The 25657-nt window shown below is 68.0% G+C and carries 23 protein-coding genes and 1 tRNA gene; 9 read left to right on the top strand and 15 right to left on the bottom strand.

The genetic code is table 11. The annotated features are described in order from the left end of the window. Nucleotides 1-152: 152 nt before the first annotated feature. The 9 genes from L2C96_RS28535 to L2C96_RS28495 all read right to left on the bottom strand — a co-directional run bounded on the left by L2C96_RS28535 (nt 153) and on the right by L2C96_RS28495 (nt 7296). Nucleotides 153-509 carry a hypothetical protein gene (locus tag L2C96_RS28535; protein WP_020419488.1) on the bottom strand — a complete coding sequence of 119 codons (357 nt, stop codon included), beginning with the start codon at nt 507-509 and terminating at the stop codon, nt 153-155. After that, nucleotides 506-3229 (bottom strand): FtsK/SpoIIIE domain-containing protein, encoded by a 2724-nt coding sequence (locus tag L2C96_RS28530; RefSeq protein WP_020419489.1) that lies wholly within the window; start codon nt 3227-3229, stop codon nt 506-508. Before L2C96_RS28530 ends, L2C96_RS28535 begins: the two co-directional genes overlap by 4 nt. Before the next feature lie 7 nt (nt 3230-3236). Then, nucleotides 3237-3485 carry a hypothetical protein gene (locus L2C96_RS28525; protein WP_017986315.1) on the bottom strand — a complete coding sequence of 83 codons (249 nt, stop codon included), beginning with the start codon at nt 3483-3485 and terminating at the stop codon, nt 3237-3239. Further along, on the bottom strand, nt 3486-3746 hold the full coding sequence (locus tag L2C96_RS28520; protein WP_017986316.1) for a hypothetical protein: 261 nt from the start codon (nt 3744-3746) through the stop codon (nt 3486-3488). Between the two features lie 199 nt (nt 3747-3945). Beyond that, a tRNA-Ser gene (locus L2C96_RS28515) sits at nt 3946-4032 on the bottom strand. A 36-nt stretch (nt 4033-4068) separates the two neighbouring features. Then, nucleotides 4069-4740 (bottom strand): class I SAM-dependent methyltransferase, encoded by a 672-nt coding sequence (locus L2C96_RS28510; RefSeq protein WP_237338388.1) that lies wholly within the window; start codon nt 4738-4740, stop codon nt 4069-4071. A 35-nt stretch (nt 4741-4775) separates the two neighbouring features. Further along, complete coding sequence (locus L2C96_RS28505; RefSeq protein ID WP_020419491.1) at nt 4776-5003, bottom strand: hypothetical protein; 228 nt, start codon at nt 5001-5003, stop codon at nt 4776-4778. 44 nt (nt 5004-5047) lie between these two features. Further along, nucleotides 5048-5812, bottom strand: a complete 765-nt coding sequence (locus L2C96_RS28500) for a lipase family alpha/beta hydrolase (protein ID WP_020419492.1) — start codon at nt 5810-5812, stop codon at nt 5048-5050. A gap of 104 nt (nt 5813-5916) precedes the next feature. Then, entirely contained in the window at nt 5917-7296 is a 1380-nt protein-coding gene (locus L2C96_RS28495; protein WP_237338387.1) for a helix-turn-helix domain-containing protein, read from the bottom strand. A gap of 205 nt (nt 7297-7501) precedes the next feature. On the opposite strand from L2C96_RS28495, the gene L2C96_RS28490 reads away from it, so the two are divergent. The 5 genes from L2C96_RS28490 to L2C96_RS28470 are packed head-to-tail and all read left to right on the top strand — an operon-like array spanning nt 7502 to nt 13870. Beyond that, a complete protein-coding gene (locus tag L2C96_RS28490) occupies nt 7502-8548 on the top strand; it encodes a nucleotidyltransferase family protein (RefSeq protein ID WP_237338386.1) in 1047 nt (348 codons plus the stop codon). Beyond that, entirely contained in the window at nt 8529-9626 is a 1098-nt protein-coding gene (locus L2C96_RS28485) for a 3-oxoacyl-ACP synthase III family protein (RefSeq protein ID WP_237338385.1), read from the top strand. Before L2C96_RS28490 ends, L2C96_RS28485 begins: the two co-directional genes overlap by 20 nt. Further along, nucleotides 9619-10377: an SDR family NAD(P)-dependent oxidoreductase gene (locus tag L2C96_RS28480; protein WP_237338384.1), complete on the top strand. Its 759-nt coding sequence runs from the start codon at nt 9619-9621 to the stop codon at nt 10375-10377. Before L2C96_RS28485 ends, L2C96_RS28480 begins: the two co-directional genes overlap by 8 nt. A gap of 31 nt (nt 10378-10408) precedes the next feature. After that, nucleotides 10409-12349, top strand: coding sequence for a CocE/NonD family hydrolase (locus L2C96_RS28475; RefSeq protein ID WP_237338383.1), 1941 nt, complete (start codon nt 10409-10411; stop codon nt 12347-12349). A gap of 9 nt (nt 12350-12358) precedes the next feature. Then, nucleotides 12359-13870, top strand: coding sequence for an MFS transporter (locus L2C96_RS28470; protein WP_020419498.1), 1512 nt, complete (start codon nt 12359-12361; stop codon nt 13868-13870). On the opposite strand, the gene L2C96_RS28465 is transcribed toward L2C96_RS28470, so the two are convergent. Next, nucleotides 13837-15804, bottom strand: a complete 1968-nt coding sequence (locus tag L2C96_RS28465) for a CocE/NonD family hydrolase (RefSeq protein WP_162146047.1) — start codon at nt 15802-15804, stop codon at nt 13837-13839. The genes L2C96_RS28470 and L2C96_RS28465 overlap by 34 nt on opposite strands. A gap of 199 nt (nt 15805-16003) precedes the next feature. Between L2C96_RS28465 and L2C96_RS28460 the strand changes: the two genes are divergently transcribed. Genes L2C96_RS28460 through L2C96_RS28445 form a run of 4 tightly spaced genes read left to right on the top strand, consistent with a single transcriptional unit; the run spans nt 16004 to nt 19976 of the window. Next, nucleotides 16004-16999: an SDR family NAD(P)-dependent oxidoreductase gene (locus tag L2C96_RS28460; protein WP_237338382.1), complete on the top strand. Its 996-nt coding sequence runs from the start codon at nt 16004-16006 to the stop codon at nt 16997-16999. A 29-nt stretch (nt 17000-17028) separates the two neighbouring features. Then, nucleotides 17029-18150: a DegT/DnrJ/EryC1/StrS family aminotransferase gene (locus L2C96_RS28455; protein WP_237338381.1), complete on the top strand. Its 1122-nt coding sequence runs from the start codon at nt 17029-17031 to the stop codon at nt 18148-18150. Nucleotides 18151-18159: 9 nt separating this feature from the next. Further along, complete coding sequence (neuC, locus tag L2C96_RS28450) at nt 18160-19329, top strand: UDP-N-acetylglucosamine 2-epimerase (protein WP_020419502.1); 1170 nt, start codon at nt 18160-18162, stop codon at nt 19327-19329. Continuing rightward, nucleotides 19326-19976, top strand: a complete 651-nt coding sequence (locus L2C96_RS28445) for a NeuD/PglB/VioB family sugar acetyltransferase (protein WP_020419503.1) — start codon at nt 19326-19328, stop codon at nt 19974-19976. Before neuC ends, L2C96_RS28445 begins: the two co-directional genes overlap by 4 nt. Before the next feature lie 10 nt (nt 19977-19986). On the opposite strand, the gene L2C96_RS28440 is transcribed toward L2C96_RS28445, so the two are convergent. From L2C96_RS28440 to L2C96_RS28420, 5 genes are read right to left on the bottom strand one after another with little or no spacing between them, the layout of a single operon-like run. Then, on the bottom strand, nt 19987-21027 hold the full coding sequence (locus tag L2C96_RS28440) for an ABC transporter ATP-binding protein (RefSeq protein WP_051123574.1): 1041 nt from the start codon (nt 21025-21027) through the stop codon (nt 19987-19989). Further along, on the bottom strand, nt 21024-22058 hold the full coding sequence (locus tag L2C96_RS28435) for an ABC transporter ATP-binding protein (RefSeq protein ID WP_237338380.1): 1035 nt from the start codon (nt 22056-22058) through the stop codon (nt 21024-21026). Before L2C96_RS28435 ends, L2C96_RS28440 begins: the two co-directional genes overlap by 4 nt. Continuing rightward, the gene (locus L2C96_RS28430; RefSeq protein ID WP_237338379.1) at nt 22055-22948 is read right to left on the bottom strand and encodes an ABC transporter permease; all 894 of its coding nucleotides are present in this window, start codon (nt 22946-22948) and stop codon (nt 22055-22057) included. The genes L2C96_RS28435 and L2C96_RS28430 overlap by 4 nt, the downstream gene beginning before the upstream one ends. Further along, nucleotides 22945-23895 (bottom strand): ABC transporter permease, encoded by a 951-nt coding sequence (locus L2C96_RS28425; RefSeq protein WP_237338378.1) that lies wholly within the window; start codon nt 23893-23895, stop codon nt 22945-22947. Before L2C96_RS28425 ends, L2C96_RS28430 begins: the two co-directional genes overlap by 4 nt. A gap of 11 nt (nt 23896-23906) precedes the next feature. Continuing rightward, nucleotides 23907-25553, bottom strand: coding sequence for an ABC transporter substrate-binding protein (locus L2C96_RS28420; protein WP_084506122.1), 1647 nt, complete (start codon nt 25551-25553; stop codon nt 23907-23909). Nucleotides 25554-25657: the final 104 nt, after the last annotated feature.

Below are 25657 nucleotides of genomic sequence, written 5' to 3'. Positions count from 1 at the left end.
AGTCGCAGCGCTCGGCAGAGTGGGCGCCGACCACCGACGAGGGGCAGCGCCCCGCGATCCGGCGTCGCACTGCTTGCCCCGCCACCAGGATCCCGTGGTCGCCACCACGGCGTGCCGAGTGGTGCACCGCCGGCCGGCGGCGGCACCCACGCTCAGCGCCGCGCGCGCCACCCCAGCGACAGCACCGCGTCCACCAGCTCCTGGTAGGTCTCCTTGACCTCGCGCAGGTAAAGATCCAGCCGCCCGGCGTAGGCGTGCGGTGCGGGCGCTGGGTCGGCCCCGACCTCCAGCCACGGCAACCTGCTGACGTTGTCCTGCGCCATCCGCCACCAGTGCTGCGCGCCCTGCACCGTGCGGGCCTCGCGTTCCTTCGCCTCCGCCACGGCGGCCTCCGCGGCCGCGATCTCGGCGTCCAGCTCCTCGGCCCGCCGCCGCTCCCACGCCCGCAGCTCCTCGGCCGCCTTGCCGGCCAGCCCGACGATCTGCTTGTACTCCATCGCCGCGTTCATGCCTGGTGCTCCAGCCGGTCGAAGGGGATCATCACCTCGGGCGAGACGTGCGTGCTGCGGTCGAAGAACAGCGCCCGCCCCGGCCGCGGCGACCAGTGCACGACCTGCCCGGCCGCGAACTGGCTCAGCTCCGCGCCCTGCACGTCCAGCGCCGCCCACGCCCCGATGTCGTCGGTGCCGGCGAACCCGAGCGTGTCCTTCAGCCGCGCCGTGCTGCGCCACCACCCGATCGTGTGAGTGCCCTTGCCTGGTCCCTGCTTGAGAACCACCCGGAAGTGGTCCAGCCCGCTCTTGAGCTGACCGGGTTGCTTCTGCTCCAGGATCGGCAGCGCCGCGTCGACGCCGTACAGCAGCAGGATCCGCGCGTGCTCGGGCGGCTCCTCGGCGAGCTTGGCCATGTGCTCGCCCAGTTCGACGTCGCTCAGCCGCACCACGCGGTGCCCGTCCGACTCCAGCCCGTCGGCCAGCTCGCCGACCGCGGACGCGCACCGGTCGACCAGGCACGCCACCAGGAACTCCACCTCGTGCGGCGGGTACTGCTTCGCCAGCGAGCGGGCGGCCGCGTCCATGATGGACAGTGCCTCGGCGATCGCGGTGCCCATGATCGCCAGGTTGCGGCCCGGCGCCCCGGTCAGCTCCACCGCGCACGCCGTGTCCTCGACGTCGATCGACTGGCCCAGCAGCGCCCGCGGCGGCCCGCCCGGCGTGAGCCCGGCGAACGCGGCCGAGTGCTCCAGCACCGGCGAGTGCGCGCCGTCGAACAGCCGCGGCCGCTGGTGCTCCTGGGCGTAGCGCTCCCACAGTTCCCGTTGCAGCGACGAGAAGATGTCCTTGCTGCTGGCGTCCGGCACGTGCGCGAGCTGGTTGCCGTGCGCGACACCCGAGTCGTGGTTGACCACCGCGTGCCACTTCGGCGCGGCAACGGCCGCGTTGTTGGTCTCGGCCAGCACGCGCCGCGCCTTGGGCATGGCGATGCGCAGCGTGCACTGCTCGAACACCGCCGGCTTGCCCCAGAACGCGTCGATGCCCGCGATGTCCTGGCTCGCCAGGATCAGGTGGATGCCCTGGGCGCGGCCACGGCGGGCGATGTCCTCCAGCAACGCGGTCGCCTGGTTGGTGACGCCGTCGCGGCCCGCGAACAGGTACTGGAACTCGTCGATCACCGCGACGATCCGCGGCCAGTGCCCGTCCGGGTCCTGCTGGCGCAGCCCGGCCAGGTCGGTGACCTCGTGCTCCTTGGCCGCGGCCGACCGGCGGCGCAGCTCGTCGGCGAGGAACCGCAGCAGCGCCAGGCCGAACTCGCGGTCGGTGTTGACGTTGACCCCGATCAGGCGCGCGTGCGGCAGCCAGCTCGCGTCGCGGCGGCCCGGCGCGAGCCCGGCGAAGGACACGCCCTCCTTGAAGTCCAGCAGGTACAGCGCGAGCTCGTCCGGCGGGTAGCGCGCGGCGAGGCTGCCGAGCAGGGCGTAGAGGAAGTTGGTCTTGCCCGAGCCGCTCGGGCCGCCGATCAGCGCGTGCGGGCTGGCGTCGCCGATGACGACCTCGACCGGATCGCCCTCGAAGAACCCGACCGGCGCCCGCAGTTCGCGCGCGGAGTTCTCCTGGCCCAGCTCGGCGGGCAGCAGGTCGCGGAACGACCGCGGGCCGCCCTGCTTCTCCACGATCGCGTCGGCCAGCCTGCTCGCCGCGGCGCTGACCTCGGCCGACGGGATCGGCGGGTCCAGGTCGACGACCAGGTTGGGCCCGGTCATGCTGGTCGCCGCGTGGTGCTCGTCGAGCATCCGGATGTTCTCGAACGCGCCGCCGAGGATCGTCGGGATGTCGACGGTGATCAGCGAGATCCCGGCGGCCAGCGCGGCGCCTGCGATGCGCTTGAGCTCCCGCAGCGGTTCCGGCGCCCACGTCTCGCCGTTGCCGAACAACACGACGATCCGCCACGGCTCGACGCGCTGCCCGAGCTGGTCGCGCAGGCCGCGCAGCGAGGTGTGGCCGGCCTGCATGGTGTGCGCGTGGATGCGGCGGATGTGCCCGGTCACCTCGTCGAGCAGGACGCCGAGCTGGTCCGGGTCGTACAACGTGACCGCGGACGTGCGGGACAGCGGGTACAGGTTGGGCAGCACGGCGGTCAGCTGCGCGACGTCCCACAGGTGGATCCGCACCGAGCCCAGCTCCATCGTGCTGAGCACGCGCAGCAGCAGGCCCTCGATGAGCGATTCGACGGCGGCCCGGCCGCGGACGGCCGTGGTGATCGCCAGGTGCGAGTCGTCCAGCAGCGGCACCACCACCGGGAACGGCCCGGAGTCGTCCATTGTGGACGAGCCGATGCGCCACAGCGGCGGCGGTTTCAGCGGTTCCCGGCCCGCACGGCCGAGCCACGCGCTGGGCGGCAGGCTCGCCGGCCCCGGCGCCACGCGCGCGACCAGGTCCCGCAGCCGCGCGGGCACGGTCGCGGCGTCGGTGTAGAACGCGGCGTGCTGCGCGTTGAGCTTGTCCCGCACTCCGGCCATCACCGGGCTGCGGAGCGCGGCGGTGAGCTCCTCGTCCCCGGCCGCGTTGTCGATGCCGACGCGCACGATCTGCTGCTCCAGCTGGAGCCGGGCCAGCTCGGTCTCGGCGATCTGGCGGCCCGCCTGCGCGGCGCCGAGCACCATGCCCAGCTTCTCGCGCATGGTGCCCAGTGCCGTCACGACCCGGCGTTTCTGCTCGTTGGCCTTCGCCATGGCGCGCCTACAGCCGGGCCAGGTAGGTGTTCACCAGATCGTCGGCGGCGCGCAGCCGGTCGGCGTCCTTGCCGAGCCGGTCGACCGCCGCCGCCAGCTCCGGCGGCACCCACGCGTCGGCCTGTTCATGGGCGTTCACGATCACTTCGCGCGCTTCGTCCAACAGCTCCACCGCACGGTTGGTGTGTTCGCTTGCCTCGGCCAGTTTCGCACGGAACGCGGTCAGCTGCGCCTGCAGTTCGGGGAGCGAGAACATCTAGAGGCGGGCGGCGTACGACTCGGCCGACGACACCGCCGCCTGGATGGTGTTCTGCTGACCGCTGATGCCCTGCAACGCCTCGGCGAGCATGCTGTTCGCCTGGGTCACCTCCGGCTGCGTGCTTCCCGAGGTGACCTGGCCCAGGATCTGCTGGGCCTCCTCGAGTGCCTGAGCGGCCTGCTGGAGGGCTGCGACGCTGGCGTTGCACTTCTCGTTCGCCATCGCGATCCCAGCGCGGATCTCTTCCACTCCGGCCATAGTGACGCGGGTTCTCCTCGAGCTAGCGGTTAGTACGGCCGCGTGTGCGGCCTGTCAACAAACTATCGGTAGAGCGGACCAGAGCATGAGCCTGGTCACTGGTGCATCCGGGTGAAGCGCGGAGCCGGTTCACACGGCCGTGTGCGCCCTGAACGCAGAACGCCGGGCCCCTGTGGGGTGCCCGGCGTCGTGCGAAGAGCGGAGGATACGGGATTCGAACCCGTGAGGGCTGTTACACCCAACACGATTTCCAATCGTGCGCCTTAGGCCGCTCGGCCAATCCTCCGCTGAGAAGGGTACAGCAGGCCTCGGCGCGCTCCGCCTAGACCCGCTTCTGGCAGGTGTAGGCCCCGTAGACCCGGCCGGTGAACTGCACGTCCAGGACCTCGAACCCGGCGGCGTCCAGCATCGGCTCGAGCAGCCACCGGAAGGTGCTGTGCTCGGTCCGCACGTGTTCGGCCAGGTCGTCGCGGGTGTAGCCGACCTGGGGGTCGGTCACCGCCTGGTCGAACCAGTCCCGCAGGACCGATTCCGTCTCGCCCGGCTGGAAGTCGTAGATCAGGTCCCGCAGCCGGAGCAGCCCGCCCGGCCGGAGCATCCCGGCGATACGGTGCAGCGCGATCGCCTTCCAGAAGTCCGGCAGCTGGTGCAGCGCGTGCCGCGTGAACACCGCGTCCGCCGGCTCGCCCCGGTGCTCGTAGGTGAGGAACCCGGCCTGGACGCACTCGACGTTCGGCAGCCCCGCGGACCGGATCACGGCGAGCATCGCAGGCGACACGTCGACCGCCACCACCCGGTCGAACCGCTCCGCGGCGGCGATGGCGAAGCGCCCGGTGCCCGCTCCCAGGTCGACGACGGTGCGGCCGTCCAGCAGGGCGAGGTCCTCCGACGGGTCCGGCCGGCCCTGCTTGCGGTCGAAACCGGCGACGAAGCCGGGGTCGAGGTGTTCGGGCCCGGCATGGGCGAGCTCGTCGAGCATCCACGGTCCGGTCATGCCCCTGATTGTGTCGGCCGTGGCCAGCGGTTTTTTCAGGCCGCTTCGGGTGGGGCGGCGAGGATCTCGCGGCCGGCCTCGGTCAGCCGCACGCCCACCCGCTGGCCCAGCAGGCCCGGCCGCGACGGGCACACGAACCCGGCGTGCGCGAGCAGGTGGGCCGTGACCTGGTCGCAGCAGGGGAGCCCGTCGATGAACAGGTCCGGCTCCGAGCTGCACGTCATCTCCGCGCGGCCGGCGCTCACGGCACGCAGCATCGCCATCGCGCGGCGGGAGAGGTTTCGTCGTTGTTCCATCGTCGCCCCCGTCAGGCCGACCGGGTGAGTGTCTCCCCGTCGTCGTCCGGGGCGGCGACGGGCGCGGACAGTGCGCAGATCTCCTCCACGACCTGGCGGTGCGCGGCGAGCGCCAGGTGACCGACCCCGGGCAGCACCACGTTGCGCACGTCGAGGTCGGGGTGTTCGATGCGGCCGTGGCGGCTGGGCAGCACCAGCTCGTCGCCGTCGCTGGAGAACGTGACGAACTTCGTCGCGACCTCCGGCGCCGGCCGGTCCAGCTCGGCCAGCAGATCGCTGCCCGGGCGCAGCTGGCGCGCCAGGGGGATCGGCGAGAACAGCCAGGCCGCGACCGTGCCGCCGTGCGGCGTGCCGACGGTGACCACGGTGCCGACCCGCTCGTGCCCGCCGAGCCGCTGCACGTAGTAGCGGGCGATGAGGCCGCCGAGGCTGTGGCCGACCAGGTCGAGCTTCGCCGCGCCGGTGACCTCGCACAGCTGCTCGATCTGCCCGGCCAGCCGCGCGGCGGCGGACCGGACGTCCCGCAGCAGCAGGCTGTAGCTGAACGAGACGACCGGCCCGGCGCCGCAGCGGTCGAGCGCGAGCTTCAGGTCGGTGAAGATCGCGGTGTTGTCGGCCAGACCGGGCAGCACCACCAGCGGGCGGCCCGATACCGGCGCCGGCAGGCTCCGGCGGACCGGGTGGATCGCCCAGCGCCGTCCGATGCCCGCCGGGTACCGGACCGCGTGCGTCACCACACTCGCGATCTCACCCGCGACCGTACGCAGAACCGTCATCGCACACCTCCCCGTCGAGGTGGTCGTCCACTTGCTGCGAGGTTAGCCGTGGGTACCGACATTTTCGTTTCGCCGCCCCGGTATCGGTTTCGTTTCGACCCCGATCAGTGGAACAGGGCGAGCTTGCCGGCGACCTCGCGGGCGGCCGCGAGCAGGGTGCGCACGGTGCCCAGGTAGGTCTTGGCCTCCGAGGGCAGGATGTGGCTGTCCCGGCTGGTGGGCATGTCCAGTTCCCGCGCACGCTGGCGGAGCAGCTCGATCTGCGAGAACTGGTGCCCGAACTGGGCCGCCACGGCCGTGCCGACCACCTGCTCCGGCGCGGACAGCGCGGGCCGCAGCCCCTGCCGGGCGAGCAGGCCCGAGCCGATCAGCTGCGCGGCCTTGGCCAGCAGCAGGAACGCCGAGTCCGGCGACACCTCCGCGAGGCGTTCGGCCGAGGAGATGTGCTTGGCCGCGAGGTCCAGGAACGGCTGCCCGTTGGCCGCGGGCCCGCCGACGAGGTCGAGGTGACCGGCCCGCACCAGCTGGATGACGACGTCGTGCCCGTTGAGGCTGACGCCGGAGGCCAGCGGCACCTGCCGGGGCGGGATGGGCGCGATCTCGACGACCGGGTGGCCCGGCCGCTGCCGCGGGATCTGCAGGCCGTCCAGACCACGCTCGGGCGCGGCGATCGAGAAGCTCACCGGGCGCTTGAGCCGCTGCTCGGCGCGCCGCGCGGCGGTGTGCAGGCCCTGCTCGTCGGCGGGTGCGCCGGGCTGCAGGGACACCAGCAGTTCGATGCTCTCCGGGGCCGGGCCCGGCAGGCCGGCGAACCGGTCCGCCCACACGCCGCCGACCAGGATGCGCAGCACGCCGCGCACGTTGCCGAACTCCTCGCCGAGGATCTGGGGGACGCCGTAGGTGAGGCGCAGCAGTTCGGCGAGCGGGCGCGCGAGCGGCCCGTCCCCGGACGCGCGCATCAGGCGGATCGTGCCCTCGCGGCGGCTGGTGAGGATGCCGGCCTTCTCGAGGAGCTTGTTCTCCTTGTCCACGGAGGCGAGGGAGCTGCCGGAGTGCTCGGCCAGTTCGGTGAGGCTGAACGAGCGGTCCGGGTTCAGCAGCGTGGCCGCGAGGATGCCGGCTTGCACGCGCGACCGGAAGACCGGGAGGAGGGCCGGGGTGCCCTGCGCGCGGCGCGCGGGCCCGGGCGCGGCGGGCGCGTTGTCGGTGACGACGGCGTGCCCGAGCCGATTTCGCCGGCGGGCGGCCGCGGCCGCCTGGTCGAGCCGTTCCTGGGGCACCTGCAGGACGACGGACAGCCATCGTCGGGTGCCCAGCCGCGGGATCTGGTGCCCGCGTTCCCAACGGGCCACCAGATCACGCGTGACGGTCGGCCGCCCCGAAACGGTCGCCAGTTCGCGCGCCAGGGTGTACTGACTGAGCTTCCGCTCCCGCCGAGCGGCCCGGATCAGGTGCGAGATGGGCTGGTTCAGGTCCACTTCCATGATCTTCAGGGCTCCTAGTTCCGCCGATTGGGCCACGACCGTAGCTCCGCCCCTGGCCCCCGCACCGTACGTTTCGCGCACGCTTTCATCTGTTTTGCGCCCCCGGCGCGCTGAGCCCGCTGCTGGGTGAACTCGTCCCCTGGCTGGCCGCCGTCAGCGTTGGGAAACATCGGCTTGTGCTGGGGACCGGATGAATGGGTGAAGTATGTGCCTCAAGGAACTACTGATAGGCCCGGACGCCACTGTCCGTGACGCGCTGCTGGTCATCGACATGCACGAAATCAGCGAGGTCCTGGTCACCGACACCCGAAACAAGCTTCTGGGCGCGGTGTCCGAAAACGACCTGCGGCGTTCGTTGCTGCAAGGAGCCAATCTGGGCGACCCCGTGTCCGACCTGATCCGGCCGCCGATGATGACCGTCGGATCCAAGTCGGGCCGTGCCGAAGTGCTGGACCTGATGCGTGCCCTCGGGCTGCGCCAGGTGCCGATCCTCGACGACGAAGGGCACGTCGAAGGCCTGCACATCGAGAACCGTGTGCTCGGCGTGCGAAAGCGCCCCAACTGGGCGATAATCATGGCTGGTGGCAAGGGAACACGCCTCGGTCCACTGACGAAGACCATTCCGAAACCGATGCTCCCCGTCGCGGGTCGCCCGATTCTGGAGCGTTTGGTCCTCCATCTCGTCGGTGCGGGCATCGAACGGATTTTCCTCTCCGTCAACTACCTCGCGAGTATCGTGGAGAAACACTTCGGCGATGGCTCGCAATTCGGTTGCTCCATCGAATACCTGCGCGAGGACCCCGACGTGCCACTCGGCACCGGCGGAGCGCTGCGTCTGCTCGGTGAACTGGGATACGCGCCGGCGGAACCGTTGCTGTTGATGAACGGCGACCTGATCACCGGGTTTTCCGTTGATGGGTTGCTGAACGCCCACGCCGACAGCGGCGCGGTGGCGACCATCGCGACCAGCACGTACGAACACCAGATCCCGTTCGGGGTCACCGAATGCGATGGGAACGAACTGGTGCGCATCGTGGAAAAGCCGACCCCCACCTGGGAGGTCAACGCCGGAATCTACGTGATCGACCCGGCGTTGTTGTCCCGGGTGCCGCACGGGCAGCTGTATCCGATCACCGAGCTCTTCGTGGACTGCATCAGCCGCGGTGAACGAGTCTGCTCCTGGTCTCTCCGGGACGACTGGCAGGACATCGGGAGACCCGACGAGCTGGCACGTGCACGGGGCCAGGCATGAGTGCGATCACCAGTCGTACACAGATTGCAAACTCGCGAGCAGAGCGGAAACGAGCACTCCGATGATGAAGACCGTCGTGTTGGGCACCGGCTCATACCTGCCGCCCACAGTCCTGACGAGTACGGAACTGGGTGATCGCCTCGGCACAGGGGGCCAATGGATCGTCGACAAGACGCACATCAGGGAACGGCGTGTCGCGGACGGGAGTGAGGCGACCTCGGACCTGGCGACAGCCGCGGCCCGACGAGCGCTCCAGAGCTCGGGCACCAGTCCGGACGAGCTGGATCTGGTCATCGTCGCCACGTCCACTCCGGACCAGCCGATTCCGGCCACCGCCGCGTTGGTGCAGGCGAACATCTCCGCCGACCGGGCCGCAGCCTTCGACGTCGACGCGGTCTGCTCCGGTTTCGTCTACGCCCTGGTTGTCGCTCACGGCATGTTGCTCGCCGACGACAGTTGCCGGAAGGCGCTCGTGATCGGTGCCGACATCTATTCACGCATCCTCGACTACGACGACCGGCGGACGGCGGTCCTGTTCGGTGATGGAGCGGGCGCGGTCGTGCTGGGCAAGACGAACGCGGATCGTGGTATCCACACGACGCTTCTCGGTTGTGACGGGAAGCGGGCCGATCTCGTCCAGGTGCCCGCAGGCGGGAGCCGGCGACCGGCTTCCCCGCAGACACTCGCTGACGGCCTGCACTACTTCAAGATGATCGGCAGGCCGGTGCGCGAACTCGCCGGACAGGTCATGCCGGAGGTGGTCGAACAACTCCTCAAGCGGGCCGGCCTGACCCTCGACGACGTCCAGCACCTCGTGCCGCACCAGGCCAACGGTGTGATGCTCGCTGAACTCGACTCCGCGCTCGGGCTCGCGCCGGGGGTGATGTGCCGCACGGTCGAACACTTCGGGAACACCGGGGCGGCATCAGTGCCGATCACCCTCGATCACGCCGTGCGCGGCGGGCAGATCGGTGAGGACGACCGGGTCGTGCTCGTGACGTTCGGCGGTGGAATGAGCTGGGGCGGCGCTCTCCTGACTTGGGCCTACACACATGGCGAGGAGACGTCCCATGACTGACGACGCAATGGATTTCGCAGGTCGCGTGGTCGTCGTGACCGGAGCCAGTCGCGGCATCGGGAGCGAGCTCGCCCGCGCGTTCGCTCAGCGCGGAGCACGGCTGGGGCTCCTCGCGCGGGATATCGGTGCGCTGAAGCGCCTGGCCGACGACCTCCCCACCGAGGTCACCACATTCGGCTGCGATGTTTCCGATCCCGCTGAGACGGATACCGCGATCAAGGGCGTTGCCGAGCAGTTCGGCCGGATCGATTCCGTGGTCGCGAACGCGGGAGTGTCCCTGCCGTCCCACCGTGCGCACAAGCTTTCGGACGATGTGTGGCGTCGCGTGATCGATGTCAACCTCACAGGAACCTTCAACACGGCCCGTGCCGCACACGCCCACCTCGCGGCGACAGGCAGGGGTCGTCTCGTGCTGACTTCCTCGATCATGGCGCGAGTGCCCCGGCGAGGCCTCAGCGCCTACGTGGCTTCGAAGGCGGGGATCGAGGGCCTCACCCGCGCACTCGCCGTCGACTGGGCTGTGGACGGCATCCTCGTCAACGCGGTGGCACCCGGTTTCTTCGACATCGGCCTCGGGTCCGCCTTCGGCAGCGACGAGCGGTTGAGGACGCAAGTGCTCGCGAAGACACCTCAAGGCAGGCTGGGTTCGATCGAGGAACTGGCGAACGTGGTCATGTACCTCAGTGGCGATCGATGTGGCTACCTGACCGGCGAAGTGCTCACGGTCTCCGGGGGGTACGGCCTTGGATGAGGTCCGAGCCGATGTGCGTGAAGGACGATCGGTGAATCCCCCGAAGGAGTTCGATGTCATCGTCGTGAAGGACGTGCGGATTCCGTCGAGCTCACCCGCGGTGAGCTTGGCCGCCGACATCTACATGCCACTGGTCACCAAGCCGTGTCCTGCCGTCGTGACCATGCACAGTGTCCGCAAGGATGCGATGGCCGGCATGGGTGTCCGACGATTTCTCCGCTACTTCGCGAAGCGCGGATACGCCTCGCTTCTCGTGGACACCAGGGGGACTGGTTCGTCCGATGGCGAGGCGGTTCCGTTGCTCAGTCCGAGCGAGGGTGAGGACGGGGCTGCGGTGGTCGAGTGGATCGCTGACCAGAGCTGGTGCGACGGAGCGGTCGGGATGTGGGGGTCGTCGCACGGCGGGATGCTCACACTCGCAACGGCAAGCCTGCGGCCACCGTCCCTGAAGGCCGTTGTGGCCATGCTCGCCGCGACGGACATCGAGCGAGATCTGATCCACCCTGCTCACCAGCGTGGGGGGATCGGATATTTCGGACGGTTCGCGCTCCTGGACATCATCTTCAGCATGATGCCGGCGTTGCGCGCGGGCGATGACGTCGATGGGCAACGCTGGAAAGCGCGGGCGAGTGGCTTCACACCCCTGGTGCTCGACGCGTGGCGCAACAAGGCGGGCGCCCCGGTTTGGCGGGAACGTGCTGTGGACATCGGGCGCATCGAGGTCCCGACCTTCTGTGTGGCTGGGTGGCGGGACGTCTACTGCGACAACATGATCCAAGCCTACGAGGAGCTCTCCGTGCCGAAGAAGCTGCTCGCGGGTCCGTGGCTCCACACCTTCGTCGACGCGTCTCCGAGGGAGCCGGTCAGCACGGCGGAGTTGACGTGTGACTGGTGGGACCGGTGGCTCCGGGACGCTGAGACCGATAACAGCGCCGACCACGACGAGATGATCTATCTCGAGGGAACGCGCCCTGGCTGGTACACCCCGCGAGCATGGCCACCTCCGGACAGTCTTGTGCGAAGTTATGCGGTAATGGGCGTGGACGAACTGGCGCCGGTGGATGAGCGTGGGGCGACTGGCGAGGACGAAGCCATCGCGGCCCATCAGAACGATTCCACCGTCGGTGCCCTGACGGGTTTGTGGACGACGCCGACCGCGGTGTTCGGTTACCCGCTCGACCAGACCGACGATGATCGACGGTCGATGGCTTTCACCAGCGATGCGCTGGCGGAGGACCTCATCATCACCGGCCGGCCGGTTCTACGACTGGTGTGCGGGGAGGACACGACAGCGGTACGTTGCGTTGCCAAGTTGACCGACGTCGACGAGGCGGGGCGTTCACGGGCTATTGCTGTCGGCGTCGCCGGTCTGACTCCCGGCACGCGGGACGAAGTCACCGTCACGATGAACTCGACTTGCTACCGGGTGGCGCGGCGGCACCGCCTGCGGCTGGTACTGGCGGACAACGACTTTCCCCGGCTCTGGCCGGTGAATGGGCCTTCCTGCCTCGCTGTCGCCTCCGCGAACCGGCTTTCCGGCGCGAAGGGACACTGGTCGCGGCTCGAACTGCCCATCTTGGAGGAGAGCACCCTGCGACCCGTTGCCGTGCCTCGACCCGCGAAATCGACGGGAGGAACGAGCCGGGTGAAACTGCCGGCCCCCGTGTGGGTGACATCCCGCGACCACGTGAGCGGCGGCGCGGCTGTGCGGATCGACACGACTGAGGGGGCTCCATACGAGTCCGGCGGCGAGCACTTGCTGATCATTGATCGCACGATGCGCGCGACGGTCTCGGACCGGAATGCGACGAGCACCGAGATAAAGGGGTCCGGCCGCGCGTCGGTCCGTACCGAGTCGGGCGACGACGTGATCGTGGAGGCGCGGGTGACCGTCGAAGACGACCAGTTGCGGGCCGAAGGGCTGGTCGAGGTCAACGGCATCCGGGTGATCACACGGCATTGGACAGCTTGAGGAGCGACATTGCGTGTCCTCGAGGATGTGACGACGCGGCGGTGGTCGCTCGCGACCGTTGCGGCGACTGCCGGCTTGGTGCAGCTAGACGTGATCGCGGTCCAGGTCGCGCTCCCCGCACTGGGGCAGGAGTTCCGGGCCGGCTTCCACGAGCTGCAGTGGGTCATCGATGCCTACGCGGTGGCACTGGCGGTGTTCCTCCTGCTGGCCGGTTCGGTTTCGGATCGGTGGGGTAGGAAGCGGACCTTCACGGCCGGTCTGTGCGTGTTCGCTGCGGCGTCGTTGGCCTGTGGTCTAGCCGGGAACACGGAGTTGCTCATCGCCGCGCGAGCCGTCCAGGGGGTCGGTGGTGCCACCCTGCTCGCTGTCGGTCCAGCGCTTCTCAGTGAAGTGTTCACGGGAAGATCCCGCCCCCGAGCGTTGGCCGTCTTCGGTTCGGTCGCGGGTTTCGCGATGGCCTTCGGTCCGGTGGTCGGCGGCATGCTTGTCCTGCTCGGCGGTTGGCGCCTGATATTCCTGATCAACGTTCCGTTGTGCCTGCTGATCGGGTGGGCCCTTCAGCGGCACGTGCCCGTCGCGACGGGCCGGAAAGCCGTTGCCACCGACTGGACGGGCGGTGCGTTGATGATCGTCGCGATCACCCTCACGGTGGTCTCGGCGATGAGCATTGGGCAGCAGCCGGTGAGTGGCACGCTGGTCTGGGTCGTTCTGGCTGCCGCCGTGGTCGCCATGACTGCCTTCCTCCTCACTGAAGCTCGCCGTGGCGCTGATGCCCTCCTCGACCTCTCGTTGTTCCGCAGCATCACCACCAACGGCATGTCACTGCTGGCGCTGCTCACCGGGGCGACCTCGGTGCCGGCGATCTTCTTCTCGATGGCCTACCTGCAGAACCGTCTGGGGTTGTCACCGGCGACTGCTGGACTGACGCTGCTGCCGTGGACGATCCTCATCTGGGCGGGCAACATGGCGTCGGCCCGGCTGTTGCGCATCTGCTCACCGCGCGGCATTCTCATCACCTCGATGTCGTTCGTCGCGGCAGGCGGTGTGCTCGCCGGACTTGTCCGCCCCTTGGACTCACTGGCCATGCTCTTGCCGATGATGGTCCTGTTCGGCCTGGGGATGGGCCTGTGGAATCCGGTGCGGTTGATGGTCGTCCTGCACGAGGCCGGGCCGGGACGTGCCGGCCTGTCGTCCGGCCACAACCAGTGTCTGCAGCAGCTCGGTGTGGTACTCGGACTCAGCTTCACCGGTGTGTTCTTCCAGACCCGCGTCGGCACGTCGCTCACCGGGGCCGTGGGCCCGCTCCCCCCTGAGGTATTGGCGGGAGTGGCTGCGGGCAGGTTCGCGCAACCCGCTGGACAGTCCGCGGCGCAGTGGGAAGTCGCTGCGCGCGGCGCTTACCAGGCAGCTTTCCAGAGCACGATGTTGCTCATCGCGGCTGGTGCCTGCGTGGCTGCGGTCGTCGCGGCGAGCACGGTGCGCTCACGTCACGTGCTGAGCTCGGAGGACACTGTCTCGTGACCGTGCGGCTCCCGTGCGGAGCGGAACGACCATCCTCCTTCGAACACCGGCAGGCCGTTTCGTTCGACAACCGCGTGCGCGATCAAGTCGCCGGCGGACAGGTGGAGGTCGACGCCAACCCGGGCGAGTGTCGTGCCGTTGCGCTGGACGACCAGCTCCTCGTGCGCCCGGATCGCGGCGTCGGCCGGTGCGCGTTTGGACACCTCGGCGTGGACTTCCCGGTGGGCTCGGAGGACTTGGCCCGACGGCATCCGGCCGGACGAGTCGTGTCCGAGAACGACCTCGAGCCGCTGGTTCAAGCGGTCGGGTCTGATGGACCAGGCCGGATCGTACCGATCATCAGAGGTGACCGGTCGAGGTGCCGGCGGCGGCAGGTCGAGTGATCGTTCGAGCGCGTCACGCGGTGATGGGGTCTCCACGACAACATCGGTGATCTTCAGCTCGGCTGCCTCCGGCCTTGGCCGGATCCGAGGGAAGTCGCCAGTACTGAGGCTGACGCGGACACGGTGACCCGCCGCTACCTGGTAAGCAGTGGCGCGAAGAGGGATCTTGATGGCTCCCGGTTCCGTCACCGGAGAGGCGCCCGCCGTGATCAGGTGTGAACGGCCAGCCGGGTCCACGTCGGTGAGTCGAACGAAGAGCTGAGCGGCTTCGCTGTCGCCACTTCGGTGCGACACCGTGACCTCGACGTGTGGTCGTCCGACCAGCAGGAGGCCTTTGTCCAGCGGCCTCGTCGTCAGCGACAGGCAACGCGCGTCGTCCTCCTGCTGGTCCTGGGGAAGTCCGTACCCCGCGGAAGGTACTCCCCACAAACCGCTGAGCGCGCCGACTGTCGGGTCGCTGTCGATGTGTTCGACATCGGCGGACCGGTGCGCTCGGTCCGTCATCTCACGCAGCTCGGGCACGTCCGAATCCCTTGACCAGTACGCCGTCGTCGACGACGGGGGCCAGCGGTCGAGCGCGTGCCAACCCGGCCTGCTTTTCTGCACGTACACGGTGACGGGAGGTTCGTCCAGGATGCCCGTCTCCTCCCCGATCAACCAGTGGTTCCACCACCGCAGCGCGATCGGGAGGAAATCGATCGGCTCCACGAAGGAATCCTGGGGCTGCGAGTGCATCCAAGGGCCCACGATCAGCTTTTTGGGTGCCGGTATGGCCTCATAGGCGCGGATCATGCTGTCCGTGCACATGTCACGCCACCCGCCGACGCAGAAGGTGGGCACACTGACCGATGCGGCATCGATGGCGCGTTCGCGCCACACCGGGTCCCCAGGCCCGTGCTCAGCGAGGTCAGCGAGGTAGGAGCCAGACAGGTTCAACCGCTCCTCCCAACGCTGTTCGTCTTGGCGGGACGGCGTTCGAACGGGCGGCAGGAGCTGCAGCGCGAGCGTGTTGGCCCCCCACATGGCGAATGGACCAAGGTCGCTCGAACCTTCGGCGGGGTGGACGAAGTCGAGTTCGGGATCGGTCATCGCCACCATGGCGATGATGCACTTCAGGCCACGGGGCTTGCGAACCGCCGCTTTCATCGCGGTCATGCCACCGTAAGAGCTTCCCCACATGCCCACACTGCCGTCGCACCAGTCCTGCAGCTCCAGCCAGGAGATCACCTGCAGGGCGTCGTCGGCTTCCTCCGGGGCGAACGGAGGCAGAGCCGGCCCGTCGGAGGAGCCGGTCCCGCGGCAATCGACCAGCAGGCAGTTGTACCCGCGCCGGGCGAACCAGCGGAAGGCGTGGTCGTAGCTGATGCCTCCTGCCACGTCCTTGCGGTAGGGAACCATGGTGACGATGGTCGGAGCCCGATCTGCCCGGCATGCGGGATAAAGATCAGCCGCGAGCGACCCCGATCCGTCAGCGAAGGGAATGCGAACCTCGCGAACGTCGACGGGATCGGCTGTGCCCGGCTCACCGGCGAGTCCTGCCTCGTGTCCCATGGCTCCCCTGAACAACCCTCGTACGGAGATTTCGCTGAGTGAAACAGACGTATCGTATGAAGGGAGACGGCGATCTGTCAACGTCGCGGCAGCGTAAATCGGGGCCTCGTCGCACCCGGCGCCGATCCCACACCATGGGCGGTGACACGTGCACGGGCGCGGACGATCGTGCCGCCGATGCGACGACGAGGGGCCGACTGTGGGTTCGTTCTCCGGAAGAAACGTCTTGGTTACCGGTGCCGACGGCTTCATCGGCAGCCACCTGGTCGAGCGTCTGCTCAGGGAAGGTGCCGAGGTTCGCGCGTTCTGCGCGTACAACCCCAACGGATCCTTCGGCTGGCTCGACGAGCTCGCCGACGACCAGCTGGCGCGCGTGGACGTGCGGCTGGGCGACATCCGTGATCGACGGTTCGTGGCCAACGCCGTACGGGACACCGAGATCGTCTTCCACCTCGCGGCCCTGATCGCGATCCCGTACAGCTTCGACGCACCTGAGTCGTACGTGGAGACGAACATCCGGGGAACTCTCAACGTGCTGGAATCGGTGCGCGACGCGCGGGAGGTGCAGATGATCCACACCTCCACGAGTGAGGTCTACGGCACCCCGGAGACAATTCCGATCACGGAGGGACATCGGCTCCGGGGACAGTCGCCGTACGCGGCGACGAAGATCGCCGCGGACCAGATGTGCGAGGCTTACGCGCGGACGTACGGTACGAACGTCGTGACACTGCGACCGTTCAACACCTACGGCCCCAGGCAGTCCGCCCGAGCCGTCATCCCCACGATCCTCGGCCAGCTCCTCGCGGGTGCGCGTCAGGTCCGGCTCGGAAACCTCGCCCCCCGCCGTGACCTCACCTTCGTCGAGGACACGGTGGACGGGTTCCTGGCGATGGCGGCGGCGCGGCTGAGTCCCGGGTCGCTCGTGCAACTGGGTACTGGGCAGACGGTGTCGATCGGCGAGCTGTTCGCGCTGTGTTGCGAGGTGACGGGGTCCGAGGCCGAGGTCGTCACGGACAAGCGGCGGGCCCGCCCGCCGGCAGCCGAAGTCGACGTACTCCTGTCCGATCCCACCAAAGCGGGAACGTTGCTCAACTGGCGAGCTTCCTGGCCCCTGGCCAAAGGCCTGGAAGAGACCGCCCGTTGGATGCGGCCACGCGTGGACACCCGTCACGCGACGAGGTACCACGTATGATCCCTCTGGCGGAGCCGACTCTGGGAAACGTGGAGCGGCGTTACGTACAGGAGTGCTTGGACAGCGGGTTCGTCTCCTCGGTCGGTCCGTTCGTCGAACGGTTCGAGCACGCCTTCGCGCGGGTCATCGGTACGCGTCACGCCGTGGCGTGTTCTTCCGGCACCGCGGCTCTGCATGTGGCGCTGCGTCTGGCTGGAGCCGGGCCGGGCACACAGGTCGCGCTGTCCGACTTCACGTTCATCGCCTCGGCCAACGCGGTCTCGTACACGGGTGCCGACCTGTTGCTCGTGGACAGCGAGCGCGACACCTGGAACATGAACACCGAAATGCTCTACGACACGGTGCGATACCGCGCCAGGACAGGACGTCGGATCCCGGACATCGTCGAAGTCGTGCACGTGCTCGGACACCCGGCGCGGATGGAGCCGCTGCTGGAGCTCAGGGCAGAGTTCGGGATCCGGATAGTCGAGGATGCCGCGGAGTCCCTCGGTGCCGCGTGGGTGGCGGGAAAGCCGGCGCCCGCGCGAGCGGGCGCGATCGGCGACTTCGGATGTTTTTCCTTCAACGGCAACAAACTGATCACAACCGGTGGTGGCGGAATGATCACGACTGATGACACCGAGCGGGCTGCCATGGCCAAACACCTCACGACACAGGCGAACACCGCTGGCAAGTACTACGTGCACGACACCGTCGGCTACAACTACCGCCTGACCAACGTCGCGGCCGCGCTCGGTCTTGGGCAACTCGAGCGCCTCGATGACCTGCTCGCCGCAAAACGAGAAATCAGCGCTCGGTACGGACGCGCGCTACACGGCTTGCCGGCGTCACCACCACCGCACGCCCCTTGGGCGGATCCGACGTTCTGGCTCTACTCGGTGCTACTGAACGACGCCTCCAGCACTGCGGCGGTAGTGGCCTGCCTCGAGGGAGCCGGAGTTCACGCGCGGCCGCTGTGGCCCCCGCTCCACCTGCAGGCGCCGTATCGGGACGTTGAACGGCTGGCCGGCGAGACGGCCGAGGAGCTCCACGGCCGAGGCGTGTCCTTGCCGAGTTCGGCGCACCTGTCCGAGCGCGATCAGGAGCGGGTCGTCGTCAGTCTTCGCGCTGCGCTGAACAGCACACACTCACGCCACGACTCGGCAGTGTGAGGGCAGGCCATGCGAAGAATCTGCGTTTTCACCGCGTCTCGCGCCGACTACGGGCCGCTGCTCGCCCTGATCGAAGAGTTGCACCGTGACCAGGACATCGATCTCCGGTTGCTGGTCAGTGGCGGGCACCTCGTCGACGGCCAGGGACACACCGTGGAGGTCATCGAGCGTGACGGATTCCCGATCGGCGGTCGCGTCGACATGGTCCTGTGCGGGGACACGCCCACCGCGGTGGCGAAGTCGTTCGGAGTCGGCGTGCTCGGCTACGCAGATGCGCTTGACCGCATCGGCCCCGATGTCCTGGTCGTACTCGGAGACCGGTACGAGGCGCTGGCCGTGGCGACCGTGGCCATGCTGCAAGGCCGGCTGGTTGCCCACATCGCGGGCGGGCAGATCACCGAAGGCGCTCTGGACGATTCGCTCAGGCATGCGATCACGAAGCTGTCGGACCTCCACTTCACCGCGACACCTGAGTTCCGTCGCCGGGTGGTGCAGCTGGGGGAGGCCCCGGAGCGGGTGCACTGCGTCGGCGCGCTGGGCCTCGACTCGGTGCGGACGCTCCCGTTGATGTCGCGCGGTGAACTTCTCGACGACCTGGGCCTGCCCGACGAGACGCGACTCATCGCGGTCACATATCACCCCGCGACCGCCGACCCGGACGGGAGCGACGAGGGACTGAACGGCCTGCTCGACGCACTCGGCGAAATGAAGACCCACGTCGCCGTCTTCACCGGAGCCAACGTGGACGCCGGTGGTGGGCGGATCGCGAGGCGGATTTCCCGGTTCGTCGCCGACCACGCCGACCGGGCGGTCCTCGTACCGTCGCTGGGGCAGCGCCGCTACTTGTCCCTCCTGAACCATGCCGATGTCGTCGCGGGGAATTCCTCGAGCGCGTTGGTCGAGGCCCCCGCGTTGCGAACCCCGACCGTGAACATCGGCTCGCGCCAGGACGGGCGGCCGCGGGCGCCTTCGGTCATCGACAGCGGATGTGGCGCGGATCAGATCGCGGAGGCACTGCACCGGGCGATGTCCGAACCTCACCGCGAGCTGACGAACCGTTCGACCTCCCCGTTCGGGGACGGTCACGCCGCGCAGCGGATCGCGGGGATCCTGCGAGCCGTACCGGTCGGCAAGCCGCGGAAAGCTTTCCACGATGTTCAATTCGAGGTCCGAGGATGAACGACAGCATGAAGAACCTCGTCGTGTTCGGAACCGGTGGGCTGGCCCGCCGGATGGAAGCCCTCATCGAGGGCGCCAACCGCGGAGGCGCCGGCTACCGGTTGATTGGTTTTCTCGGAGAAGAGGACCCGGACAAGCGGATCCCGGTTCTCGGACCGGATCGGCTGTTCGAGGAGCTGGCGGCGGAATTCGTCATCGGCGTGGCAGATCCGGCTGCCCGGGAGCGGATCGATGCATACGCGTGTGAGCGCGGAGGGCGGGCGGCCACGCTCGTCCATGCCGGTGCACATCTCGAAACCGCGGTGGAGCTCGGTGCCGGCGACCTGCTCCTGGCAGGCGCCTGCATCGAGTCGTATGCGGTTGTGGGAAGGCACGTGCTCGTCAACGTCAACGCTGTGGTCGGTCATGATGTTCTGGTGGGCGACTACACGACCGTCAGCCCGCTGGCGGCGATCGGGGGCGGGGCGGTTGTCGGTTCCCGCGTGCACATCGGGGTCGGCGCGTTCATCCACCCGGGACGCCGCGTCGGTGACGGGGCGGTCATCGGCGCCGGGGCGGTAGTGGTCCGGGACGTGCCCGGAGGTGAACGGGTAGCGGGCGTGCCGGCGCGCCCGCTACCCGGCAGAGCAGGCTTGACGCCCTCGTGAGCGTCGTGGATCAGACCGGCACCCCAGTTCGCTCGCTGTTTTCGATCGACTCCGCGTAGTGACAGGCCACGAGTGTGCTCGTCGAGGCGATCGGGCGCAGAGCCGGACGCTCGGTCGCACAGCGGGGCTGTGCCCAGCGGCAGCGGGTCCGGAACCGGCAGCCGCTCGGCACGGACAACGGACTCGGCACCTCGCCCCGCAGGACGATCTTTTCGCGCGTGGGATCAGTTTCGACCTCAGGGATCGCGTCGATCAGCGCCTTGGTGTACGGATGCATCGGTCGATCGAACAGGTCGTCGGAGTGGGCCGTCTCGACGAGTGCGCCGAGGTACATCACGCCGATGCGGTGCGAGAGGTTGCGGACGACCGCGAGGTCGTGGGCGATGAACAAGTAGCTCAAACCCAGTTCGTTCTGGAGCTGTTTCAACAGGTTGACCACCTGAGCCTGGATGCTGACGTCCAGGGAGCTGACCGGCTCGTCGCAGAGCAGGAGCTCCGGTTCGACCGCCAGGGCTCGAGCTATCGCCACCCGCTGCAACTGCCCGCCGCTGAGGGCATGTGGAAACCGGTTCCGGTGTGCGGCGTCCAGGCCGACTTTGCGCAACAGCTCGACGACCACGTCGCGGCGGCGTCCGGGGTCGCCGATGCGGTGGATGTCGAGCGGTTCCCGCACAGCGGCTTCGATGGTGTGGCGCGGGTTCAGGCTCGCCCGGGGATCCTGGAAGATCATTTGAACGGATCTCCGCAGGCGCTGGTCAGGACGTCCTGTAGTGATGTCCCGGCCGCTCAACGTGATGGAGCCGGAAGTGATCGACTCGATGCGCGCCACGGCTCGTGCGACCGTCGACTTCCCGGACCCGGACTCGCCCACCAGACCGAGGGTTTCGCCGGGAGCGATCGTGAGCGAAACACCGTCCACAGCCCGGAGCTGCCGTACAGTTCTGAGCCCGCTTCGCACCGGGAAGTGCACGTGCAGGTCGGAGATGTCGAGGACGTCAGGACTTCCCGTGGTTCGCGCTTGTGTGGTCGGTTGCGCCTGCTGCGACGTCACGCCGCCCTCCCCGGTGTCGCCTTCCAACACGCAGCCGCGTGGGTCTGCGATCCCAGCGGCGGAAGCGCACTTCGGCAGTGGTCGTCGGCGAGTGGACATCGCGGCGCGAAGCCGCAGCCGGTTTGCGGGTGCGCCTCGAGGGTGGGCGGCTGTCCCGGGATCGGCGTCAACGCTGCCGTACGTGGAGCGTTGAGCCGTGGACGTGAGGAGAGCAGCCCGCGGGTGTACGGGTGCTGGGGTGCGGCGAGTACTTCCGCGGTGGCACCGGTTTCGACGATGCGCCCCGCGTACATCACCGCGACCCGGTCGGTCACCTGCGCCACGACCCCGAGGTCGTGACTGATCAGGAGCATGCCCATCGAGAGTCGTTTGCGCAGGTCGGCTAGTAGCTCCAGGATCTGTGCCTGGATCGTGGCATCCAGGGCCGTCGTTGGTTCGTCCAGGATCACCACGCTCGGATTCGTGATGAGCGCTCCGGCGATCATCACCCGCTGTCGCATGCCACCGCTGATTTCGTGCGGGTACTGGCGAAGCCGTCGCGCGGGATCGTTGATGCCGACGAGTTCGAGCATCTCGAGCGCACGCTGGCGCGCCTGGCGCCCGTGAGCGAGCCCGTGCAGCCGGAGCGGTTCGGTGAGTTGGTGCTCGATGCGCATGGACGGGTTCAGCGAGCCCAGTGGGTCCTGGAAGACGTAGGCGATGTCGGCTCCACGCACCTTGCGCAATGCTCTCGGTGACAGGGTGAAGACGTCACGCCCGGCGAAGCGAACTGCGCCCGAGACCGAGGATGTCATCGGGTCGAGCAGGCGGATCATCGCGAGGGCAGTGATCGACTTCCCGCTCCCTGACTCGCCGACAATACCCAGTGACTCGCCGGCGGACAGGCTGAAGGAGATCCCGTGCACCGCCTCCAGGGTCCGGCGGTTCCTGCGGAAGCGCACGGTGAGGTCGTCGACCTCGAGCAATGACGATGGCTCGAGTGTGCTTTCGCCGGACGGGATCGCATAACCGGGTTTCAGTTCAGTGTTCACGGTGCTGCCTTCGGGTCGACGGTCACGGCATCGGTGTCGAGGCGGTCACGCAGACCGTCTCCGAGGCCGTTGAGGATCAGCACGAGCGCAGCGATGGCCAGCGCCGGTACGACTGCCAGGAAAGGCTGGGTCATGAGGAAATCGCGGCCGTCGGTCAGCATCCGGCCCCAGCTGGAGCTCGGAGCTTGTGCGCCGACACCGAGGAACGACAGCGCCGCTTCGGTGAGGACCGCGAAACTCAGCACCAGCGTCGTGATGACGAGGAGTTGTGAGCGGATGTTGGGCAGGATGTGCACGAATATCACGCGAAAACCGGACGCGCCGACTGTTCTCGCGGCCACCACGTAGTCCTTGACACTCTCCGAAGCGACCACACCACGGACGAACCTTGTCGCCTGCGGGACGTAGATGACACACATCGCGATCGCCGCGGTCGTCAAGCCTGGCCCGAGAGCGGTCGCGAGCACCAGCGCGATCAGGATGCCCGGAAACGCGAACAGGAGGTCGAGGAACCTGCTGACCAGGAAATCGACCCGGCCTCGCCGGTACCCCAGGATCAAGCCGAGAGGGGCGCCTAGCGCCATGCTCACGATCGTGACGATCGCCGAGATCCCCAAACTGATCCGCGCACCGTCGAGGATCCGGCTGAGTTGGTCGCGTCCGAAGTTGTCGACACCGAAGATGTGTTCGGGTGATGGTGGCGAAAGCGGCTCACCGACCGCCAGGTCTTGCGGTCCGTAGGGGGCGAGCAACGGCGCGAAGACCGCGGCGATCGCGACGAGTGTGAGCAGCGTGGTGCAAATGGTCACCCGGTAGTTGCGCGTGGCAGCGCGTCGCAATTTCCGCATCGCTGCCCGTGGCGCCCGGCTGGTTGTCTCGACGGCCGTCATTGCTGCACCTTCAGTCGAGGATTGAGGACCGCGTACAGGATGTCGGTGATCAGGTTCACGATGACGAAAGCGACTGCGAAGAACAGCAGACAGGCCTGGATGGTCGGGTAGTCCCGTTGGGTGATCGAGTTGAGAAGCAGCAGCCCGACTCCCGGGTACGTGAAGAGCAGTTCGACGACGAAGGCGCCGCCGAGTAGGTAGCCGACCTGGAGTCCGACGATCGTGACTGTGGGAATCGACGCGTTTCGAAGGCCGTGCCGGACGATCGTTCGCATTCTCGACGACCCACGGGCCTCCGCGGTACGTACGTAGTCCCGGCGCATTTCGTCCAGCAGACTCGATCTCAGCACACGTGCGATGACCGCGGAGGCCGGAAGACCGATGGTCAGCGCGGGAAGAACCATGCTCTGGAAAAAGGTGCCCAGATCGGCAGTCGGATCGACGTACCCTGCGACTGGGAAGATGCGCAGCTGAACCGCGAACACCACGATCAGCAGGATTCCGATGATGAAGTTCGGGATCGAGATCAGGACCGAGACGCCGGTCGCGATCGTGACGTCGGCGCGCCGGCCTGCGTACCGAGCGCTAGCGATGGCTGCAGGCACGGCGACCGCGAGTGCTACGAGGATTCCCGCGGCCGCAAGGTAGATGGTCCGGGATATCCGGCTGGCGACCTCGGTGACCACCGGTTCCTGCGTCAGGAAGGAACTGCCGAAGTCACCGTGCAGGATCGAGCCCATCCACGTGAGGTACTGGACAGGTATCGAGTGATCGAGGCCGTAGTGGCTGCGCAGAGCTTCCTGCGCCTCCGGACTTAAGCCGCCCTGCGCGAGTTGTGCGGACACCGGATCGCCCGGGATGAACCGCACGATCGCGAAGACGACGAGGGTGCTTACGAAGACGGTGACCAGGCCTGCGCCCAGGCGACCGAGAAGAAACCGCGACATGTTCCCCCTATTCACCTCTTGGCGGCGATTGCGTACCGCCACAAGCCGAGGGAGCTCGGCACGATCATGTCACCGTTGACGCCGGGCTTGTAGACCATGAGGCGGCCGGCCGTGGACAACGGAATCATCGTCGGTTCGTCGATGAAGATGAGTTTGAAGAGCTCGTTGTAGATGGACGCGCGTTGCGCGGGATCGAAGGTGGTGCGCCCCTGCACGATGAGTTCGTCGGCGCGGGGATTGTTGTAGCCCCAGAAGTTGCTGGTTCCCTTTGACGAGAAGAGCGGATCGATGACGTAGGACGGCTCCGGGCTGAGGAACCACTGACTGACAACGGCTTCGAAATCGCCCTTGGTCCGTCGGCTGACGTAGGTCGGGGCGTCGACGCGCGAGATGTTCGCGGTGACTCCGATCTCGCCCCAGTTGCTCCGCAGCACCGTCGCCGCGGCCTCGGAGACCGCGTCGATGGTGAGGATGTTCACGGTCAGGTTGCTCGCGTTCGCCTGCTGCATGAGGGACTGCGCCTTCGCGACGTCCCGGTTGTAGTCGAGGTTCTTGGGGTAGTTGCTGTCGGACGGCGGGTAGGGGGCGGTGCACAAGGGTTCGTTGAGACCGCCGCCGGTGACACGTGCGATCGTGGCCCGATCCGCGGTGAGCGCGAGTGCCTGACGGACACGTGGGTCGGCGAGAGCGGGTGATCGGGTGTTGAGGCCGGCGAAAGTCCAACCGGCGGAATAGGTGACGCCGTTCAACTGTTTAGAATCGACCAGCTGTTTGAACGCGCCAACCTGCGCCGCTGGCACAACGTCCAGCACGTCGGTCTGCGAAGCGCGCATCGATTGGGCTGCCGCTTGCTGGTCGGTGCGGAGGGTGAGCCGGAGCCGGTCGAGCCGTGGCAGCTCCTTGTTCCAGTAATCGGGGAAAGCCGTGTAGTCGATGAACGAGTCCTTCACCCACCGTTCGAAGCGGTACGGGCCGCAACCGATCGGACTGTCACCGAGCTGGTTGAGGGCCTCGGCGGGAGCGATGCACAAGCCGGGAAGGTTGTAGCGGAATCCCGCGTTGGGTGCGGGAAGAACGAACTCCACGGTCTTCACGTCAACGGCCTTCACCTGGACATCGCGGAAGGCGCCTGCGCGGTTGGAACCCAGGGCAGGGCTGCGGACCTGTTCGACGGTGGCGACGACATCGTCGGCCGTGACCTGGCGGCCGTTGTGGAAGCGAGCCTCGTGCAGGGTGTAACGGTATGTCGTGGGGTTGACGAACTCGAGCTTCTGCGCCAACGAGGGCACGAGATTTCCGCGGGTGTCGAAGCGCTCGAGGAAATCGTGGCACGGGTCGGCGTACCACTGGGTGTTGGAGGCGGTGGTGGAAAGGATGTTCAGTGTCGCGGACGGGAACGTGAGGGTGATGTCGAGGCTTCCGCCACGAGGAAGGGGGCCGATCACATCGCTGTAGATCGTGCCTTCGAGGCTCTGCCCTGGCTGGAGTGCGCTTCCGCTGGCAGCGGTGCCTGAGGCGGCGAGGCCGTTCGAGGTGCTGTTCCCGCCGGTTCCGCAGGAACTGAGTGTTGCGCTCAAGGCCCCGGTGGTGAGGGCGATACCAGTGAATCCGGCGGCCTGTAGGAGGGTCCGGCGGTTCATCTGGGGGTTGGGCGACATGTCTCGCTCCTAGTTGAGGGGTGTTTGTCGGGGGAGTCCTTCGGCGGAACCAGCTGGCCGGAAAGATGCGTGCTTGCTGTTTCTGCGGGTGGCGAGTTCGCAGG

The organism is Amycolatopsis tucumanensis (assembly GCF_021654135.1).
Lineage (GTDB): Bacteria > Actinomycetota > Actinomycetes > Mycobacteriales > Pseudonocardiaceae > Amycolatopsis_E > Amycolatopsis_E tucumanensis.
Note: the sequence above shows the minus strand (reverse complement) of the source record. Positions and strands in the feature narration are given on the sequence as shown.

Bases quoted from the DNA above. Each gene is read 5' to 3' on its own strand.
- L2C96_RS28430 (WP_237338379.1), bottom strand. From the start codon at position 22,948: ATGACGGCCGTCGAGACAACCAGCCGGGCGCCACGGGCAGCGATGCGG.
- L2C96_RS28495 (WP_237338387.1), bottom strand. From the start codon at position 7,296: ATGGAAGTGGACCTGAACCAGCCCATCTCGCACCTGATCCGGGCCGCT.
- L2C96_RS28425 (WP_237338378.1), bottom strand. From the start codon at position 23,895: ATGTCGCGGTTTCTTCTCGGTCGCCTGGGCGCAGGCCTGGTCACCGTC.
- L2C96_RS28480 (WP_237338384.1), top strand. From the start codon at position 9,619: ATGACTGACGACGCAATGGATTTCGCAGGTCGCGTGGTCGTCGTGACC.
- L2C96_RS28510 (WP_237338388.1), bottom strand. From the start codon at position 4,740: ATGACCGGACCGTGGATGCTCGACGAGCTCGCCCATGCCGGGCCCGAA.
- L2C96_RS28535 (WP_020419488.1), bottom strand. From the start codon at position 509: ATGAACGCGGCGATGGAGTACAAGCAGATCGTCGGGCTGGCCGGCAAG.
- L2C96_RS28490 (WP_237338386.1), top strand. From the start codon at position 7,502: ATGTGCCTCAAGGAACTACTGATAGGCCCGGACGCCACTGTCCGTGAC.
- L2C96_RS28525 (WP_017986315.1), bottom strand. From the start codon at position 3,485: ATGTTCTCGCTCCCCGAACTGCAGGCGCAGCTGACCGCGTTCCGTGCG.
- L2C96_RS28520 (WP_017986316.1), bottom strand. From the start codon at position 3,746: ATGGCCGGAGTGGAAGAGATCCGCGCTGGGATCGCGATGGCGAACGAG.
- L2C96_RS28530 (WP_020419489.1), bottom strand. From the start codon at position 3,229: ATGGCGAAGGCCAACGAGCAGAAACGCCGGGTCGTGACGGCACTGGGC.
- L2C96_RS28505 (WP_020419491.1), bottom strand. From the start codon at position 5,003: ATGGCGATGCTGCGTGCCGTGAGCGCCGGCCGCGCGGAGATGACGTGC.
- L2C96_RS28445 (WP_020419503.1), top strand. From the start codon at position 19,326: ATGAACGACAGCATGAAGAACCTCGTCGTGTTCGGAACCGGTGGGCTG.
- L2C96_RS28465 (WP_162146047.1), bottom strand. From the start codon at position 15,804: ATGGGACACGAGGCAGGACTCGCCGGTGAGCCGGGCACAGCCGATCCC.
- L2C96_RS28420 (WP_084506122.1), bottom strand. From the start codon at position 25,553: ATGTCGCCCAACCCCCAGATGAACCGCCGGACCCTCCTACAGGCCGCC.
- L2C96_RS28500 (WP_020419492.1), bottom strand. From the start codon at position 5,812: ATGACGGTTCTGCGTACGGTCGCGGGTGAGATCGCGAGTGTGGTGACG.
- neuC (WP_020419502.1), top strand. From the start codon at position 18,160: ATGCGAAGAATCTGCGTTTTCACCGCGTCTCGCGCCGACTACGGGCCG.